Below are 16,542 nucleotides of genomic sequence, written 5' to 3'. Positions count from 1 at the left end.
ACCCGCCGAGCTGCGCGAGCAGGCTGCCTATGCCGCTGCCAACCTGCTGATCAGCGATCACGAAGACGCTTGATCCTGCCCCCCGGGGCGGCAACTATTTCGTCCTGGCTGAATTTCAGGCTAGAATGCCTCCCCCACCCTTTGCACTTTCGTCCGAAAGTGCAAAGGCTCTTCCCGATTTCCGCTCTTTTTTACTCTATATCTGATCCACTCGGAGGTGTCAGTGCAACGTTATTGGTCCGAGGCGAAGCAGCTCGTCCGTCTAGCCAGCCCCATTCTGGTCGCCCAGGTGGCCCAGGTCGCCATGAACTTCGTCGATACCGTGATGGCGGGTCAGGTGAGTGCGGTCGATCTGGCCGCCGTGTCGGTGGCGTCCAGCTTCTGGCTACCGGTGATCCTGCTGGTGCAGGGGATCATCATGGCGCTCACCCCCATCGTCTCCCAACTCAATGGCGCCCGTAAACGGGAGGCAATTCGCCCGGCCGTTCATCAGGGTTTCTGGCTGGCGCTGATCGTCACCCCGCTGGCGATGATTGCGCTTTATTACAGCCCGCTGGCGTTGCAGTTCATGGATGTGGAGCCGGTAATGGCGGCCAAGACCACTGGTTATCTGCACGCAATTCTGTGGGGCCTGCCCGCCTTCGTGATATTCCAGGTGCTGCGCAACTTCAGTGAGGGGCTCTCCCACACTATGCCCACCATGGTGATCGGCTTTGTCGGGCTGGCGGTCAATATTCCCGCCAACTACATCTTCATTCACGGCCACTTCGGCATGCCGAAACTGGGCGGGGTGGGCTGTGGCGTGGCTACTGCCATCGTGCTGTGGGCCATGCTGCTGGCGATGATCCTCTATGTGAAGCTCTCCCGTCACTTCACCGAGATCCGGCTCTTCTCCCAGCTGGCTTGCCCTAACGGCAGCCGGATCTGGCGCTTGTTCCGCTTAGGGTTCCCCATCGCCATGGCGATCTTCTGCGAGGTGACCCTGTTTACCGTGGTGGCCCTGATGCTGGCCCCCTTCGGCGCCGAGACGGTGGCGAGCCACCAGATTGCCCTCAACTTCTCCAGCCTGGTCTTTATGCTACCCCTCTCCATCGGGGTGGGTGTCACCATCCGGGTCGGCCACAGCATAGGTGAAGGGCAACCCCATCATGCCCGGGTAGCCGCCCGCACCGGCTTGATGCTGGGGATGGCCATCGCCGCTGCCACTGCCGCCATGACGGTGCTACTGCGCGAGCAGATCGCCTCCATCTATACCGATGATCAGCAGGTGATCGTCCTGGCGGCCATCTTGCTGTTCTTCGCCGCCATCTATCAAATCTCCGACTCGGTGCAGGTGGTCGCGGCCGCCGCACTGCGCGGTTACAAGGATACCCAGGCGATCTTCTACGTCACCATCGTCGCCTACTGGGGACTGGGGCTGCCCACCGGCATGATCCTGGGTCTCACCGACTGGCTGGTGCCGCGGATGGGGCCGCAGGGTTTCTGGATCGGCTTTATCGTCGGCCTCACCAGTGCTGCCCTGATGCTGGGGGCGAGATTGCGCTACATCTACGGCCGTTTTGCCACTCCGGAGGCCTGCACTACCCTGTCGCGATCTCAGTAACAGGGCCTGGCGAGCGACAACTCGCCTGCAAAATCAACAGGCTGCGCAAGAACTGGGCAAACAGTCTCCTTTGTGCATATGGCCTGTTGACAGCCTTGGGGGGCATGGGTAGTATGCCGACCACGTCAGCAGCGCTGGCGTAGTGAAGTAAGAGAAAGTGGGTTTATAGCTCAGTTGGTTAGAGCACTACCTTGACATGGTAGGGGTCGTTGGTTCGAATCCAATTAAACCCACCACTTTTCTGTGATGCGTCCTTAGCTCAGCTGGTTAGAGCACCACCTTGACATGGTGGGGGTCGGTGGTTCGAATCCACTAGGACGCACCATCACAAAACACTGATTATGCGTCCTTAGCTCAGCTGGTTAGAGCATCACCTTGACATGGTGGGGGTCGGTGGTTCGAATCCACTAGGACGCACCATTCAGTTTCAAAACTTTGCAGATATTCCAGATGTGGGTTTATAGCTCAGTTGGTTAGAGCACTACCTTGACATGGTAGGGGTCGTTGGTTCGAATCCAATTAAACCCACCACTTCTGCATAAAGAAATAAAAGTCGCATTGCGCACCCTGCGTCCTTAGCTCAGCTGGTTAGAGCATCACCTTGACATGGTGGGGGTCGGTGGTTCGAATCCACTAGGACGCACCAGATTAAAAAAGCCCGCTCATCGAGCGGGCTTTTTGCATTCTGCCATGCAGCCACTCCCCTGCCCCGCCAATCCGTTCAGCACAATTCGGCAATGGCGCAGAGCCTTGTTTCCACAAAAAACCCGTGTCATCCGATAAACGACACGGGCCGGATAGATGCCGCCAGCACCTCAGCTCTGCACGGCAATCTCGTACTTCTTTATCTTGCGATAGAGGGTAGCAATCCCAATCCCCAGCGCCTGTGCGGCCAGTTTCTTGTTGCCGAGCCGCTGCAGGGTCTCTTCAATCATCTGTTTCTCCATGCTCTCAAGGCCGCTCTCACCCGGAGCGGGTTCAGGCAGTTTCTCCGGCATGGCGGCGAGCGGAGCTGTGGCAGGCACATTGAACGCCGCATCCAGGTTGGTCACCGGGATCGATTGGGCCGCCACGCGATGGGGCTCCTGATTGCGGATGATGTTGGGGGGCAGCAGGCTGGCGTCAATCACCTCGCCCGCCTGGCTGACGTTGACCAGATATTCGATGAGGTTGCTGAGCTCGCGCACGTTGCCAGGCCAGCGATACCCCTTGAGCAGCGCCATCACCTCGGGTGCCAGACCGGGATAGACGATGCCAATGCGGCTGGTGTGCAGGTTGAGAAAGTAGTGGGTCAGCAGCTCCACGTCCCCTTCCCGCTCCCGCAGCGGCGGTAGGTTGAGAGGGATGACGTTGATGCGGTAGTAAAGATCTTCACGAAACTTCCCTTCGGCGATGTATTGATCGAGATGCTGGTGAGTGGCGGCGATGATGCGAATATCCACCGGCACCGGTCGGCTGGCACCGATGGGGGTCACCTCCCGTAGCTCCAGCACCCGCAGCAGCTTGGCCTGCATGGTGAGCGGCATGTCGCCAATCTCGTCAAGGAACAGGGTGCCCTGATGGGCTGCCTGAATAAGGCCCTGCTTGCCACCGCTGGAGGCGCCGGTAAAGGAGCCCTTCACATAACCAAACAGCTCGCTCTCCAGCAGTTGTTCGGGAATGGCGGCACAGTTGATGGCAATAAAAGGCTTGTCCTGCCGCGGACTCAGGCGATGGACGGCGCGGGCCACCACCTCTTTACCGGTGCCGCTTTCGCCACAAATCAGCACGCTGGAGGGGCTCTGGGCGATGCGGTGCAGCAGCCGCTTAAGGGTACGCATCGGCTTGCTCTCGCCGATCAGCTGATCGATCCGCACATCCGGATCCGGCTCCTGAATCTGACCGGAGTGGGACTGGTGAAACGCCATCAGAAAGAGCTGCTGGCCCTGCACATGGTGTAGCTGGCCGATGATCAGCTCCTGACGACCTTCAAAGGTGATGATGTGCTGAAGATGACCACTCAGCCCCTGTTGGGAGAAGGTGAGCGGTCGGATCCCCACTTCGCGCCCCTGCAGCTGTTCCTGCTGGCAACCCAGATGATGGAGTGCCGCCTCGTTGGCGTAGAGCAGTTGACTCTTGTCATCGAGCAGCAGGCAACCCTGATCCATGTTGGTCATCAGATTGAGGAACACCTTGTTGACCCCGTCCGACAGCCCGCGCGAATCGAGCAACTTGGCCACAAAGATGGTGGAGATGTGACGCACATAGTCGCACACATCCTGCAGATTGTTGTTGAGGCGCGTCTGCTGCTCGTCGCTGAAAGCCACCAGACTGATCACCCCGATGCAGCGCTCGTCCACCATGATGGGCACCCCGAGGAAGGCGCGCTCACGGCAGCTCTCCTTGCAGGTACAACCGTCACACACCGGATCATCGCTGGTGTGGGTAACGATCTTCTCCCGCTGGTTATCAATCACATAGCGCAGCAGGCGGGAATCCCCCTCCAGCTGACGTCCGAAGAACTTGCCATAGGGCCCGGTGCCAGCCACCCGAACCATATCGGCATCCACAATTTCGACCTCAAGCTGCAGCACACTCGCCAGCATCTTGGCAAAGCGCAAGATGGTCGGCTGGATCTGCATCAACAGACACTGGTTGCTCACGGATCTCATCCATCATTCCTTTTTGTTCTTGTTATCCTCCCCCGAAAGGGAGTCATGCTGGCCAGATACTAAGGGATATCAGGGGGAACTACTTCGGGGGGGATCACGAAAAGGGAAAATGATCCGTATCCTCCGTGACTTCAGAGGCACAGATAAAATTCAATAAAAACATGAAGATGAAAACACATGCAGCAAGATAAACCACTCGGGACAGCCAAGCCTGCTGATCTGCGGAATCCATCGACAAATCATGCTGAAGGTAGGGAAAACAGCCACTGAAATGGCATCTGGCTCACGCGCCGCGTACCTGTTTCAAGACTTGGCACTCATGGTCGAAATCCGCTTTATCTTGCGGCTGAATGTAACTTTGCCAGCGGGCAAACAGCTCGGCCGTTGGATAACGATGCAGACGAATACCGGTGCGATAGAGTTTGGGAAAGAGTGGGTCTGGCTGGGATCTCACGACCAGACCGCGCAGTTTCTCGCCAGAGGGAATGGCAATCACCAGCTCATCCCCCTCTTTCAACCGTATGGCCCCCAGAATACCGATGCCGCCGATGGCTATGTCGCGCACTACCACATAGGGCACCGGGTTGAGCAACTCCAAAAACCAGTTGCGACGGCTGCATTCTGCCTTGTAACCACCGCCACTGAGGATAAAACGGCGGTGTCTGCGCCAGTCATAACCGGTAGGCAATGCCGGGTCATAGCGCGATTTTGCCTGCCCCACAGGATCAGATTGCTCACTTGTGCCCATCCGGTTTCCCTCACTGGCATTGGTTAAACAGTGTCAGTCAGCTCTTTTTCAACTATAGCTGTCGCCGTTAGGCCGGGGGCTCAGGGTCGGATACGGGTCGACAGATATATTACGGAGGCAATGATGAATAGAGATGACATGGATGAGATGCGAACTACTGCGACTCGGTTCGATCAAGCAATAGACCAGTGAGTCGCACCGCCGCAGCGATGCAATCTGGCTTAGCCGGGCAGATGAAGTGCCAGCCAGACCGCCAGCGGGATCACTAGCACAGAGAGGGCATTGCCGCCGAGCACGATACTGGCCACCTTGTCCGGCTGACAGTGATACTGCTCGCAGAGCATGTAATTCAAGACCGCAGGGGGCAAGGAAACCGACAACATCAACAGCGGGATCCACTCCGTCTTGAGCGGCAACAGCCAGATCGCCAGCAGCAGCGACAATCCCCCCGCCAGCAGATAGAGCAGGTTGCACTTGAGCGCGAGGCCAAGGTGATCGAGTTCTCCCTCCATCAGGCGAATACCCAGCGCAAAGAGCATCAGGGGCACCGAGATCTGGCCGAGCAGCGAGGCCGTGGTCACCACATATTCCGGCAGCGTAATGTGCAGGTTGGCCACCAGCAAACCGGCCAGCGCGGCCCACAACACAGGGCTGCGCAGCCACAGCCAGCGGGAGGTATTGGCCGAGAGAATAAACATGCCGACCGAGAAGTGCAGCAGATTGGAGAGCACAAAGAGGATCACGATGGCCCCCAGTTGCTGCTCGCCAAACGCCAGCACCATCAAGGGGATACCGAGATTGCCGGTATTTCGGAACATGGCGGGCAAGATCAGGGCTGCCCGCTCAATTCCTTTGAGTTTGAGCAGCGCGAGCAACAGACCGGGTAACAGAATAACCAGCGCCCCCGCCGCAATCAGCGGCAGATGCTCCGCCAGCACCAGCGGATACTTGACCAGCGCGGAGAAGACCAGCGCTGGGGTAAACAGCTCGATATTGGCCCGATTGACGTAACCGAGCGCAGCCCCCGGTCGCAATCGCCCGTAGAGGGCGCCGAGCCCGACCACACCGAACACCGGAATGACGATATTGAGCAAGGCGCTGAACATGGGCGGCGTCCGTTACAGTTCGCGGGCCGGTTTGCCCATCAGCACCACCGGATCCAGCGTCACTTCCAGTGCGCCATTGCTTACCCAGAGCTGACCATCGGAAATAGTGCAGGTGAGCTGCATGGTGCGCTCGACCATGGCGGTGAGCGGCAGAGTCTGGCTGTCGGAGAGTTCGATGATGCTGAGGTTGTCATGCTGGCTCAGCTTGCCCTGGTTCTGCTTCCACCAGACGGCTGTACCACGACCACCGTAGAGGTAGAGCACCACCTGACGGGCGCGGTTGCAGGCTTTTTTGAGCCGTTTTTCATCGGGTTGGCCCAGCTCGATCCAGAGCTCTATTTCGTCCGAGTAGTTCTTGCACCAGAGCTCGGGTTCGTCATCGGCGCTCAATCCCTTGGTGAACTCCAGTCGCTCAGCGGCGTGCCAGGCAAAAGCCGCCAGCCGGATCATCATCCGCTCATCGGTTTCGGAGGGGTGGCGCGCCAGCGTGAGGGAGAAGTCCTGATACAGATTGCGATCCATATCAGACAAACTGATCTGGGCCTTGAATACGGTTGCCTTGAGAGCCATAGAAAACCTTGAACCCCTGATAAGAGAAGGGTGAGTGGGAAATACGGGCGCCAGTGTAATCAAAATCGGCGGCAGGTTCGACCATCCTGACCAAAGATTTCCCCTTCCCAGCCGGGATAAGTGCTTTAAAAGACACAAAAAACAAATGCCAGTCCGAAGACTGGCATTTGGCGGCATGGAGAAGCGACTCACTTCTCGGCGGACTGTACCCCGAACGCGTTCAGTAGCATGCAACAGGTCACTGCCACCGCCACGAATCCGCTCAGAAAGATAAAGGGCATGGCCCCGTATCCCAGTACTGTCCAGATGGTGTGTTCAAGAAGACTCATTGTTGTGTCCTTCATCCGGTGAAAGGTGTGTTCCTTCTGGCGGATATTGGCTCCGCTCTTGATGCCTCCATTTGACCTCAATCAGCGGTTGGGTCCTATGCCACCAAAGTGATAAATGCAGGGTTCATTTGCGCTGGATCAAGCTTTTTGGCCAAATATCCATGCAGTTCAAACAATTACCATCACCAATCTAGGATAGACACAAACACGGCAGAATTAAAAAACGCGCCGGATGGCGCGTTTCTTGGACAGCACAGGCAAGGGATCAGTTGTCGCACAGATCGCTTGGCATGTCCTGACGCAGGCGAGTCCACAGCTTGCCGGACTCGATACCGTACTGACGCACCGTCATGAACACCGCTTCGTGGTTCTTGGTCTCCGCCAGATTGAGCAGGGTCTTGTAGTAGGCATCTGCGGTCTCGCGGGCCTGCTTGTCGGAGAAGTAGTAGCTGCCGACCCGGCTGTACAACCCTTTGAAACCGTTCAGGATCAGGGCGTAGATCGGATTGCCGGAAGCAAACGCCAGCTGGTGGTGCAGACGATAATCGAACTCGGCATAAGCCTGGGCGTTGTTCTCGACCCCATCGGCGCCACGCAGGATCTCGGCGGCCTGTTCCGGATTGTGACGGATCGCCCCGCGGATAAAGATGGTGCAGATGTGGGTACGGGCGGAGAGCAGCTGAGCTATCAGGTCAGGTACCTTGTCCTGATCCAGACGAGCCAACGTCTCCAGAATATTGAGGCCGGAGGTTTCCCAGAAATTGTTCACCTTGGTCGGCTTGCCATGCTGTATGGTCAACCAGCCATCACGGGCCAGTCGCTGCAGCACTTCGCGCAAGGTAGTCCGCGTCACCCCGATCAACTCGGATAATTCACGCTCGGCGGGCAGAATAGATCCGGGAGGAAAGCGATTGTTCCAGATGGACTCGATGATGTATTCCTCGGCAAACCCAGCTGGGCTCTGCGCTTTTATAACCATGAATTGACTCTGTTGTAATGCGTAAAAAGGCTGACGAATGATATCAAAGCGATGATGGCTGGCAAGCATAAGGTCAGTCCTCTGCTCACATATGGCAAATATAGTGTTGGGAATATGTATCTAATCGCCACGAGGGAGCCAGCCAACCCCGACAAGGTGGTTATAAAACAGACAGATGGGCAGAGATCCATCGGCTATCATTTATAATCGTCACGCTTTTTGATTAAAATCACGAGGAATCAGACAGATAAAGGCCAACATCCGGAGGCACAGGTCGAATCATCCTTGACTGCATAGAAGCAGATCCTAACAACAAAGTTGAGACCCATTATCATGCCAATAAGCCTAGGGCAGGCATTCGCCAAGAACTTCTTGGGCAATGCACCACAGTGGTATAAAAGCGCCATCTTGCTATTTCTGGTGATCAATCCGATTGCCTTCCATCTTGATCCTTTCATTGCGGGCTGGTTACTGGTCGTTGAGTTTATCTTCACCCTGGCCATGGCCCTCAAGTGCTACCCCCTGCAACCGGGTGGCCTGCTCGCGATCGAAGCCGTGTTGATCGGCATGACCTCCGCCGATCAGGTCAAGCACGAGCTGGTCGCCAATATCGAGGTGCTGCTGTTGCTGGTGTTCATGGTGGCAGGCATCTATTTCATGAAGCAGCTGCTGCTCTATGTCTTCACCAAGCTGCTCATCGGCGTACGCTCCAAGATCCTGCTCTCCCTCTCCTTCTGTCTGGTCTCCGCCTTCCTGTCGGCTTTTCTCGATGCCCTGACCGTGATTGCCGTAGTGATCAGCGTCGCTACCGGCTTTTACGCTATCTATCACAAGGTCTCGTCCGGCAAGGAGTTTGGTCACAGCCATGACCATACCGATGATAAGGAAGTCGCCGAGCTCAATCGCCAGGATCTCGACGATTTTCGCGCCTTCCTGCGCAGCCTGATGATGCATGCCGCCATCGGTACCGCGCTGGGTGGTGTCTGCACCCTGGTGGGCGAGCCGCAAAACCTCATCATCGGCGAGCAAGCCAGCTGGAACTTCGCCGAATTTGCCATTCGCATGTCTCCAGTCACCATCCCCGTCTTTATCTGCGGTCTGCTGACATGCGTGCTGGTAGAGCAGTTCCGCTGGTTTGGCTATGGCGCCCGCCTGCCGGACACGGTGCGCGCCATCATGGAGGAGTACAACCGCTACGAAGAGGCAAAACGCAGCCCACAAGACAAGGCCAAGCTGATCGTTCAGGCGTTGATTGCGGTCTGGCTGATTGTCGGCCTGGCCATGCACCTGGCAGCCGTTGGCCTGATTGGCCTCTCGGTTATCGTGCTGGCCACCTCCCTGACCGGGATCACCGAGGAGCACTCGCTGGGTAAAGCCTTCCAGGAGGCACTCCCCTTCACCGCCCTGCTGGCGGTCTTCTTCAGCGTGGTCGCCGTCATCATCGATCAGCAGCTGTTCAAGCCGGTGATCCAGCTGGTACTTGCAGCCAAACCAGAGAACCAGCTGGCCCTCTTCTATCTGGCCAACGGGGTGCTCTCCATGGTCAGTGACAACGTCTTTGTCGGCACCGTCTACATCAATGAGGTGAAGACGGCCATGCTCAATGGTGCCATCGACCGCGCCCAGTTCGATCTGCTGGCGGTAGCCATCAACACAGGTACCAACCTGCCGTCGGTCGCCACCCCCAATGGTCAGGCCGCTTTCCTGTTTATGCTCACTTCGGCATTGGCGCCGCTGCTGCGTCTCTCCTATGGCCGCATGGTCTGGATGGCGCTGCCCTACACCCTGGTGCTGGGGCTGATCGGCTTTTTCTCTGTCGAATTGCTGCTTGGCCCTGCCACCGAGTGGTTCTATCAGCACGGATGGCTGGTGATGGAGAGTGCGCTGCCAGCGGTACAGCCGGCGCTGCATTAATCCATTGCGACGGTTTCCGAGGGCCCTTTCAGGGCCCTTTTCTTTTCGGTTCCGCTCTGCTCTAATTCAGCCACTGTTTTTTCTGAGAGATCAATTAGATGATCGAGTTTCTCCGCCGTATCGCCGCCCATCGGCTGGCCTGGGGTCTGTTGGCAGCATCAGCCCTGTTCCTCGAGTTGTGCGCCCTCTTCTTCCAGCATGTGCTGGGCCTCTCCCCGTGCGTGATGTGTGTTTACGAACGGTTGGCGACCCTGGGTGTGCTGGCCGCCGGTCTGCTCGGCATGGTGGCGCCGGATAAGTGGTATGTTCGCTGGAGTGCCATGTTGCTGTGGGGCTACAGTGCCTTCCGCGGCTTCCAGCTGGCCCTCAAGCATGTGGACTATCAGGTTAACCCCTCCCCGTTCAACGTCTGCAGCCCATTTGCCGACTTCCCGAGCTGGGCTCCGCTCGATCAGTGGCTCCCCTGGCTCTTTATGCCGGAAGGGGATTGTGCCCAGATCACCTGGCAGTTCTTCGGTTACTCCATGCCCCAGTGGCTGGTCGTCATCTTCGCCGCTTACCTGTTGGTCTTCACCGTAGTGGCCATCGGCAATCTGGTGAAAGGGCGCTGCTGCAACTGAGTGTCATGCCCGCGTGGAGATAAAAAGGGGGAGCCATAATGGCTCCCCCTTCTCGTTCTGGTTGACCGTATTTCTGGTTATGCCTTGGCTGTACCCATCTTGGCCTTGACCGCGCCAATTACCATGGGCAACAGGGAAATACCGATGATGCCGAAGATCAGCAGGGTAAAGTTGTGACGCACCACCGGCAGATTGCCAAAGAAGTGGCCGGCATAGACAAAGGAGAGTACCCACAGCAGGCCGCCAACCAGGTTGAACGCCAGGAAGCGCGGATAGGTCATGGCCCCCATCCCTGCCACGAACGGCGCAAAGGTACGCACGATGGGCAGGAAGCGGGTGATGATGATGGTCTTGCCGCCATGCTTGGCATAGAAGGCGTGGGTCTTCTCCAGATAGTCGCGGCGGAAGATTTTGGAGTCCGGGTTACGGAACAGCTGCTCGCCGAAGAAGTGACCAATGGTGTAGTTGACCACGTTGCCCAGCACGGCAGCGATGATCAGCACGGCCGCCAGGGTATGGACGTCCAGCACGCTGCCCACGGTAAGCGCACCGGCGGCAAACAGCAGGGAGTCACCCGGCAGGAACGGCGTCACTACCAACCCGGTTTCACAGAAGATGATCAGAAACAGGATGGCGTAAACCCAGACGCCATAGTTCTCGAACAGCTCTTTCAAATGCACGTCAACGTGCAGGATAAAGTCGATTGCAAAGAGGATCAGATCCATTTTTTCCATACCCATAAAGTGAACGGCGTGGAGTCTACGCCAATGCCATTCGGGCGACAATCACCGGCCAGCCTCTTTTTCATCCCGCAGCGTCCACCTTCAAATGAAACCGTTTTTCCGCTTCCTTCGAGGGTGGGAGCGCACAGAGTGATGTCGAGCGTGGTGTTGAAAAGGTGAACTAGGAGGCCTGTTCCAGATCGCTGCGCACTGCGGGGGGAAGACAACGCTCCCAGCCCCATAGCAACACCAGCAGCAAGGTCACATCATCGAACCAACCCAGCAAGGGCACCACGTCGGGGATAAGATCCACCGGACTGATGCCATAGAGCAGGATAAGGATCACCAGGCCCCTCGCCCACCAGGGGGTACCGGGATGGCGAAAGCCCTGATAGAGACGGCGCAGTCGTTGCCAAATCAGCCAGCGTTTGCGGCTCATGATTCGATCAACTCGCTGCGCAGCTGCAGGATCTGATCCCGCAGTGCCGCCGCCTGTTCGAACTCCAGATCCCGGGCATGTTGGAACATCTGTTCCTCCATCCGCTTGATCTCTTTGGCAATCTCGCTGGCAGAGCGGGCATGGTACTCCCCTTGCGGCTCGGCCGCCTTGCGCATCCCCTTGCCAGGTTTACCTGTCGTGCGGCTACCCCCCATGTCCATCACATCGCCAATGGATTTGTTGAGCCCTTTGGGGGTGATGCCATGCTTGAGGTTATGGGCATGCTGCACGGCGCGGCGCCGCTCGGTCTCCTCAATGGCTACCTTCATCGAGTTGGTGATGGTATCGCCGTAGAGAATGACCTTGCCGTTGAGGTTACGCGCCGCACGGCCGATGGTCTGGATCAGCGAGCGGGTCGAGCGCAGAAAGCCCTCTTTATCCGCATCCAGAATCGCCACCAGCGACACCTCCGGCATGTCGAGACCTTCCCGCAGCAGGTTGATGCCCACCAGCACATCGAACTTGCCAAGGCGCAGATCGCGGATGATCTCCACCCGCTCGACCGTATCGATGTCAGAGTGGAGGTAGCGCACCTTGACGTCGTGCTCCGCCAGATACTCGGTCAAGTCTTCCGCCATCCGCTTGGTCAGGGTAGTAACCAGCACCCGCTCCTCGACGGCGACCCGCTTGCGGATCTCGGAAAGGAGATCGTCCACCTGAGTGGTCACAGGACGCACCTCGATCTCCGGATCGAGCAGGCCGGTTGGGCGCACCACCTGCTGCACCACATCGCCGCCGGACTTCTCCAGCTCGTAGGGGCCGGGAGTCGCCGAGACAAACACCGTCTGCGGCATCAGCGCTTCAAATTCGTCGAACTTGAGCGGCCGGTTGTCGAGCGCCGAGGGGAGCCGGAAGCCGTACTCCACCAGGGTCTCCTTGCGGGAGCGGTCCCCTTTGAACATGGCGCCAATCTGCGGCACCGTGACGTGGGACTCATCAATGATGAGCAGACCATCCCCCGGCAGGTAGTCAAACAGGGTGGGCGGCGGCTCCCCCGGCGCACGGCCGGAGAGGTAGCGGCTGTAGTTCTCGATACCGGAGCAGTAACCCAGCTCCTGCATCATCTCCATGTCGAACTGGGTGCGCTGGCTGATGCGCTGCTCTTCCACCAGCTTGTTGAGGGACAACAGCTGCTCGCGGCGGCTGCGCAGCTCCTCCTTGATATGCTCGATAGCCCCCAGAATGGTCTCGCGCGGGGTGGCGTAGTGGGTCTTGGGGTAGATGGTGTAGCGCACTACCGCCTGCTCGATAGCGCCGGTCAGGGGATCGAACTGGGAGAGGCGCTCCACCTCTTCATCAAAGAGCTCTACCCGCAGCGCCAGCTTGTCCGATTCGGCGGGGTAGATGTCGATCACTTCACCGCGCACCCGGAAGGTACCGCGTTGAAACGCCATGTCGTTGCGGGTGTACTGCAGCTCTGCGAGGCGACGCAGGATATCCCGCTGGTTGATCACATCCCCCACTTTGAGGTGCAGCATCATGCTCAGATAAGCTTGGGGATCCCCCAGACCATAGATGGCCGACACCGAAGCAACGATCACCACGTCGCGCCGCTCCAGCAACGCCTTGGTGGCCGACAATCGCATCTGCTCGATGTGATCGTTGATGGAGGCATCCTTCTCTATAAAGGTGTCGGTGGTCGGCACATAGGCTTCGGGCTGGTAGTAGTCGTAGTAGGAGACGAAATACTCCACCGCGTTGTCGGGGAAGAACTCCTTCATCTCACCATAGAGCTGGGCGGCCAGGGTCTTGTTGGGAGCCAGGATCATGGTCGGGCGGTTCAGGGTGGCGATGACGTTAGCCATGGTGAAGGTCTTGCCCGAACCGGTCACCCCGAGCAGGGTCTGGTGGGCGAGGCCGGACTCGATGCCATCCAGCAGTTGGGCAATCGCCGCGGGCTGATCCCCGGCGGGTTGAAACTGGCTGGCTAACTTGAACAATTTGCTCATGAACACTCCCGACACAAAACAGCAGAGGAGCAGTGTAACCGAGGGTTTAGCAGCGGTACACCCGTGCCATCATCCCGCGAATGGCTTGACCACCCAGGACACCTTCTGTATGATGCTCCTCCTTGCCTGATGTTCCCCCGTAGTTCAGTCGGTAGAACGGCGGACTGTTAATCCGTATGTCACTGGTTCAAGTCCAGTCGGGGGAGCCAATTTCTCACCATCTCGGTGCAAGTTATCCACTTTAGTGCCCTCTCCTGCCAATTTTAATGCACAAGATCCTTCTTGCTGCTGACGCTCCCTTTTGTTACCCGTTCCGGCACGACAGAGTATTCTCCTGTCGCATCTAACTATTTGATTTTTATACAAACATTTTTCTTCCGGTATTTTTTGAACAGCCCTTGCATCCCAGTGCTGGCGCGGCTTTCAGGGCGATAAACAAGTTTCATAAACAGGGTTATCCACAGATTCTGTGGGTAAGTGCAGCAAGCCCCGTCAGGACGCAGGATTGCCCTTGATGGCCCCCGGCAAAGAGTCATTTTGCTGGCCAACCTGATTTTATGCTGTTTTTTTGCTCCCTCCGAAACCACCTGGTGACAGGCTCTATTGGCACTTTTCAGAAGCATCTTTTTGCCAACCCATGCCCCGTGGGCGAACGGGCAAATATCAAGCTGATTTGCCCCTCTATCCACCATGGCGGCCATCGGTTGAATCTGCTGAAACTGATCCCCGCCAAGCAGCTGAACAGCAGAATCTAAAATATCGGCCTGCGCCAGAGCACTTCGGTCGCGGGCAGCAGATTTCACTAATTGACAACGACGGTTACAGCAAAAATTGCCAGATTTCATCCGCTTGTCTCCCTATCACGCCGCCGGTTCCACAAATAGCGTCCGATAACGTCCGATTAATCGCTTCCCTGCGCTTCTTTATTGGGGATAGATCCGGCACAATATCGACCCCACTTTTTTCCTCGGTTTTTCCGGGCATGACCATAGATTTCGTGACACTGCTACATCAAAGCGACTCCCTGCTGCTGTTCGTGGTATTGGCCTTCGGCCTGCTGCTTGGCAAGGTGCGAATTGGCAACTTTCAGATTGGCAACACCATAGGTGTGCTGTTTACCGCCCTGCTGTTTGGCCAGATGGGCTTCGAATTTGCGGCCACCACTGAAAACGTCGGCTTTATGCTGTTCATCTTCTGTGTGGGGATCGAGGCAGGCCCTCACTTCTTCAGCGTCTTCCTGCGCGACGGCATCCACTACATCACCCTGACCCTGGTGATCTTGCTGACCGCCCTGCTGCTGACGGTGGGGCTGGCCAAGTTCTTCAATCTGGGGCCGGGCATGGCGGCGGGGATCCTGGCCGGTTCCCTCACCTCGACCCCGGCGCTGGTGGGTGCCCAGGATGCCTTGCGTAGCGGTCTGCTCAACCTGCCTCATCAAACCGATATGCAGGCGGTGCTGGACAACATGGGCATCGGCTACGCCCTGACCTATCTGGTGGGTCTGGTTGGCCTGATGCTGGTGGTGCGCTATCTCCCGTCGCTGGCACGACTCGATCTCAATACCGAGGCGCAAAAAATCGCCCGCGAGCGGGGTCTCTCCGACAGCGAGAGTCGCAAGACCTATCTGCCCATCATCCGCGCCTATCGGGTGGGCCCCGAACTGGCAGCCTGGATCGGTGGCCGTACCCTGCGCGAGACCGGCATCTATCCCCATACCGGCTGCTATGTAGAGCGAATCCGCCGCAACGGCATTCTGGCCAGTCCCGATGGCGATGCCGTCATTCAGGAAGGGGATGAGATCGCCCTGGTGGGCTATCCCGAGAGCCACGAGAAGCTGGACGTCAACTATCGCAACGGTAAAGAGGTTTTCGACCGCAACTTGCTTGACCTACAGATCGTTACCGAAGAGATAGTGGTAAAGAATGACTCCGTGGTAGGCCGCCATCTGGTGGAGCTCAACCTCACCGAGAAAGGGTGCTTCCTCAACCGGGTAGTGCGCTCCCAGATCGAGATGCCGTTCGATCGCAACATCATGCTGCAAAAGGGCGACGTGTTGCAGATCAGCGGCGAGAAGCAGCGGGTCAAACTGCTGGCCAACAAGATCGGCTTTATCAGCATCCACAGCCAGACCACGGATCTGGTGGCCTTCACCACCTTCTTCGTACTCGGCCTGCTGATCGGCTCCGTTTCGCTGGTGTTCGGTCAGATCGAATTCGGTCTCGGCAACGCCGTCGGCCTGCTGCTGGCAGGCATTCTGATGGGTTACCTGCGGGCCAACCACCCGACGGTCGGCTATGTGCCGCCCGGCGCGCTCAGATTGGCCAAGGATCTTGGTCTGGCGGTCTTTATGGTGAGCACGGGCCTGAAAGCCGGTGGCGGCATCCTCGACCACCTCAGCGAGGTGGGTACGGTAGTGCTCTTCTCCGGCATGCTGGTGACCACCTTGCCAGTGCTGGTCGGCTATCTGTTCGGGGTCTGGGTGCTCAAGATGAACCCGGCACTGCTGCTCGGTGCCATCACAGGTGCCCGTACCTGTGCCCCGGCGATGGATGTGGTCAACGAGGCAGCCAACAGCTCCATTCCGGCGCTCGGTTATGCCGGTACCTATGCGGTGGCCAACGTGATGCTGACCCTGGCGGGCTCCTTTATCATCGGCTTCTGGTTCTAGCCAGCAGCCATCACATTACCGCTAACAAAGAAGGGAGCCTCAGGCTCCTAATGCCGATCAGTTAAGGATCCATTGACCGATCCTTCTGTTGTGTGAAAATCCGAAACCTGTTGATTGGTTTCGGATTTTTTATGCGTATCGACCAGGCTCTCGACTTCCTCCACGCCAGCAATGCCGCTCAGTT

The 16,542-nt window shown here is 57.6% G+C and carries 15 protein-coding genes and 6 tRNA genes; 11 read left to right on the top strand and 10 right to left on the bottom strand.

The annotated features are described in order from the left end of the window. From AB5Y85_RS13305 to AB5Y85_RS13275, 7 genes are all read left to right on the top strand, one after another. Nucleotides 1-73, top strand: a 73-nt coding sequence (locus AB5Y85_RS13305; RefSeq protein ID WP_368221564.1) for a YaeP family protein, incomplete at its 5' end; no start/stop codon positions are given. A gap of 150 nt (nucleotides 74-223) precedes the next feature. Continuing rightward, nucleotides 224-1,603: an MATE family efflux transporter gene (locus AB5Y85_RS13300; RefSeq protein ID WP_257687991.1), complete on the top strand. Its 1,380-nt coding sequence runs from the start codon at nucleotides 224-226 to the stop codon at nucleotides 1,601-1,603. A gap of 159 nt (nucleotides 1,604-1,762) precedes the next feature. Continuing rightward, a tRNA-Val gene (locus AB5Y85_RS13295) sits at nucleotides 1,763-1,839 on the top strand. A 12-nt stretch (nucleotides 1,840-1,851) separates the two neighbouring features. Further along, a tRNA-Val gene (locus AB5Y85_RS13290) sits at nucleotides 1,852-1,928 on the top strand. An 18-nt stretch (nucleotides 1,929-1,946) separates the two neighbouring features. Beyond that, nucleotides 1,947-2,023 (top strand) — tRNA-Val (locus AB5Y85_RS13285). Between the two features lie 34 nt (nucleotides 2,024-2,057). After that, a tRNA-Val gene (locus AB5Y85_RS13280) sits at nucleotides 2,058-2,134 on the top strand. A 38-nt stretch (nucleotides 2,135-2,172) separates the two neighbouring features. After that, nucleotides 2,173-2,249, top strand: a tRNA-Val gene (locus tag AB5Y85_RS13275). A gap of 169 nt (nucleotides 2,250-2,418) precedes the next feature. On the opposite strand, the gene AB5Y85_RS13270 is transcribed toward AB5Y85_RS13275, so the two are convergent. From AB5Y85_RS13270 to fadR, 6 genes are all read right to left on the bottom strand, one after another. Continuing rightward, entirely contained in the window at nucleotides 2,419-4,254 is a 1,836-nt protein-coding gene (locus AB5Y85_RS13270; protein WP_257687990.1) for a sigma 54-interacting transcriptional regulator, read from the bottom strand. Between the two features lie 283 nt (nucleotides 4,255-4,537). Beyond that, entirely contained in the window at nucleotides 4,538-5,002 is a 465-nt protein-coding gene (locus AB5Y85_RS13265; RefSeq protein WP_021229454.1) for a hypothetical protein, read from the bottom strand. A gap of 221 nt (nucleotides 5,003-5,223) precedes the next feature. Continuing rightward, nucleotides 5,224-6,108 carry an AEC family transporter gene (locus AB5Y85_RS13260; protein WP_201946795.1) on the bottom strand — a complete coding sequence of 295 codons (885 nt, stop codon included), beginning with the start codon at nucleotides 6,106-6,108 and terminating at the stop codon, nucleotides 5,224-5,226. A 12-nt stretch (nucleotides 6,109-6,120) separates the two neighbouring features. Further along, nucleotides 6,121-6,678: a YaeQ family protein gene (locus tag AB5Y85_RS13255; protein ID WP_005352343.1), complete on the bottom strand. Its 558-nt coding sequence runs from the start codon at nucleotides 6,676-6,678 to the stop codon at nucleotides 6,121-6,123. Nucleotides 6,679-6,866: 188 nt separating this feature from the next. After that, the gene (locus AB5Y85_RS13250) at nucleotides 6,867-7,007 is read right to left on the bottom strand and encodes a TIGR02808 family protein (RefSeq protein WP_005345965.1); all 141 of its coding nucleotides are present in this window, start codon (nucleotides 7,005-7,007) and stop codon (nucleotides 6,867-6,869) included. A gap of 265 nt (nucleotides 7,008-7,272) precedes the next feature. Then, entirely contained in the window at nucleotides 7,273-7,986 is a 714-nt protein-coding gene (gene fadR, locus AB5Y85_RS13245) for a fatty acid metabolism transcriptional regulator FadR (protein WP_026034983.1), read from the bottom strand. Nucleotides 7,987-8,319: 333 nt separating this feature from the next. Here fadR and nhaB point away from each other — a divergent pair, with 333 nt between their 5' ends. Then, entirely contained in the window at nucleotides 8,320-9,900 is a 1,581-nt protein-coding gene (gene nhaB / locus AB5Y85_RS13240) for a Na(+)/H(+) antiporter NhaB (RefSeq protein WP_005360973.1), read from the top strand. A 98-nt stretch (nucleotides 9,901-9,998) separates the two neighbouring features. Further along, complete coding sequence (gene dsbB, locus AB5Y85_RS13235) at nucleotides 9,999-10,520, top strand: disulfide bond formation protein DsbB (protein WP_005336895.1); 522 nt, start codon at nucleotides 9,999-10,001, stop codon at nucleotides 10,518-10,520. A 77-nt stretch (nucleotides 10,521-10,597) separates the two neighbouring features. On the opposite strand, the gene AB5Y85_RS13230 is transcribed toward dsbB, so the two are convergent. The 3 genes from AB5Y85_RS13230 to uvrB form a co-directional block, all read right to left on the bottom strand. Continuing rightward, the gene (locus AB5Y85_RS13230) at nucleotides 10,598-11,245 is read right to left on the bottom strand and encodes a DedA family protein (RefSeq protein ID WP_013723684.1); all 648 of its coding nucleotides are present in this window, start codon (nucleotides 11,243-11,245) and stop codon (nucleotides 10,598-10,600) included. Between the two features lie 178 nt (nucleotides 11,246-11,423). Next, nucleotides 11,424-11,681: a YkvA family protein gene (locus tag AB5Y85_RS13225; RefSeq protein ID WP_005360976.1), complete on the bottom strand. Its 258-nt coding sequence runs from the start codon at nucleotides 11,679-11,681 to the stop codon at nucleotides 11,424-11,426. Further along, the gene (gene uvrB, locus AB5Y85_RS13220) at nucleotides 11,678-13,690 is read right to left on the bottom strand and encodes an excinuclease ABC subunit UvrB (RefSeq protein ID WP_257687989.1); all 2,013 of its coding nucleotides are present in this window, start codon (nucleotides 13,688-13,690) and stop codon (nucleotides 11,678-11,680) included. The genes AB5Y85_RS13225 and uvrB overlap by 4 nt, the downstream gene beginning before the upstream one ends. Before the next feature lie 133 nt (nucleotides 13,691-13,823). Here uvrB and AB5Y85_RS13215 point away from each other — a divergent pair. After that, nucleotides 13,824-13,899, top strand: a tRNA-Asn gene (locus AB5Y85_RS13215). Between the two features lie 138 nt (nucleotides 13,900-14,037). On the opposite strand, the gene AB5Y85_RS13210 is transcribed toward AB5Y85_RS13215, so the two are convergent. Next, nucleotides 14,038-14,535 carry a hypothetical protein gene (locus AB5Y85_RS13210; RefSeq protein ID WP_047437735.1) on the bottom strand — a complete coding sequence of 166 codons (498 nt, stop codon included), beginning with the start codon at nucleotides 14,533-14,535 and terminating at the stop codon, nucleotides 14,038-14,040. A gap of 137 nt (nucleotides 14,536-14,672) precedes the next feature. Here AB5Y85_RS13210 and AB5Y85_RS13205 point away from each other — a divergent pair, with 137 nt between their 5' ends. Continuing rightward, nucleotides 14,673-16,358: an aspartate:alanine antiporter gene (locus tag AB5Y85_RS13205; protein ID WP_005336899.1), complete on the top strand. Its 1,686-nt coding sequence runs from the start codon at nucleotides 14,673-14,675 to the stop codon at nucleotides 16,356-16,358. Nucleotides 16,359-16,542: the final 184 nt, after the last annotated feature.

The sequence above is a fragment of the Aeromonas sp. R3-1 genome (assembly GCF_040908345.1).
GTDB classification, from domain to species: Bacteria; Pseudomonadota; Gammaproteobacteria; order Enterobacterales; family Aeromonadaceae; genus Aeromonas; species Aeromonas veronii.
The sequence above is the reverse complement of the archived record's forward strand: the minus strand, read 5'-3'. Positions and strand labels throughout refer to the sequence as shown.

Bases quoted from the DNA above. Each gene is read 5' to 3' on its own strand.
- AB5Y85_RS13255 (WP_005352343.1), bottom strand. From the start codon at position 6,678: ATGGCTCTCAAGGCAACCGTATTCAAGGCCCAGATCAGTTTGTCTGAT.
- fadR (WP_026034983.1), bottom strand. From the start codon at position 7,986: ATGGTTATAAAAGCGCAGAGCCCAGCTGGGTTTGCCGAGGAATACATC.
- AB5Y85_RS13210 (WP_047437735.1), bottom strand. From the start codon at position 14,535: ATGAAATCTGGCAATTTTTGCTGTAACCGTCGTTGTCAATTAGTGAAA.
- AB5Y85_RS13225 (WP_005360976.1), bottom strand. From the start codon at position 11,681: ATGAGCCGCAAACGCTGGCTGATTTGGCAACGACTGCGCCGTCTCTAT.
- AB5Y85_RS13265 (WP_021229454.1), bottom strand. From the start codon at position 5,002: ATGGGCACAAGTGAGCAATCTGATCCTGTGGGGCAGGCAAAATCGCGC.
- dsbB (WP_005336895.1), top strand. From the start codon at position 9,999: ATGATCGAGTTTCTCCGCCGTATCGCCGCCCATCGGCTGGCCTGGGGT.
- nhaB (WP_005360973.1), top strand. From the start codon at position 8,320: ATGCCAATAAGCCTAGGGCAGGCATTCGCCAAGAACTTCTTGGGCAAT.
- AB5Y85_RS13205 (WP_005336899.1), top strand. From the start codon at position 14,673: ATGACCATAGATTTCGTGACACTGCTACATCAAAGCGACTCCCTGCTG.
- AB5Y85_RS13250 (WP_005345965.1), bottom strand. From the start codon at position 7,007: ATGAGTCTTCTTGAACACACCATCTGGACAGTACTGGGATACGGGGCC.
- uvrB (WP_257687989.1), bottom strand. From the start codon at position 13,690: ATGAGCAAATTGTTCAAGTTAGCCAGCCAGTTTCAACCCGCCGGGGAT.
- AB5Y85_RS13230 (WP_013723684.1), bottom strand. From the start codon at position 11,245: ATGGATCTGATCCTCTTTGCAATCGACTTTATCCTGCACGTTGACGTG.
- AB5Y85_RS13270 (WP_257687990.1), bottom strand. From the start codon at position 4,254: ATGAGATCCGTGAGCAACCAGTGTCTGTTGATGCAGATCCAGCCGACC.
- AB5Y85_RS13260 (WP_201946795.1), bottom strand. From the start codon at position 6,108: ATGTTCAGCGCCTTGCTCAATATCGTCATTCCGGTGTTCGGTGTGGTC.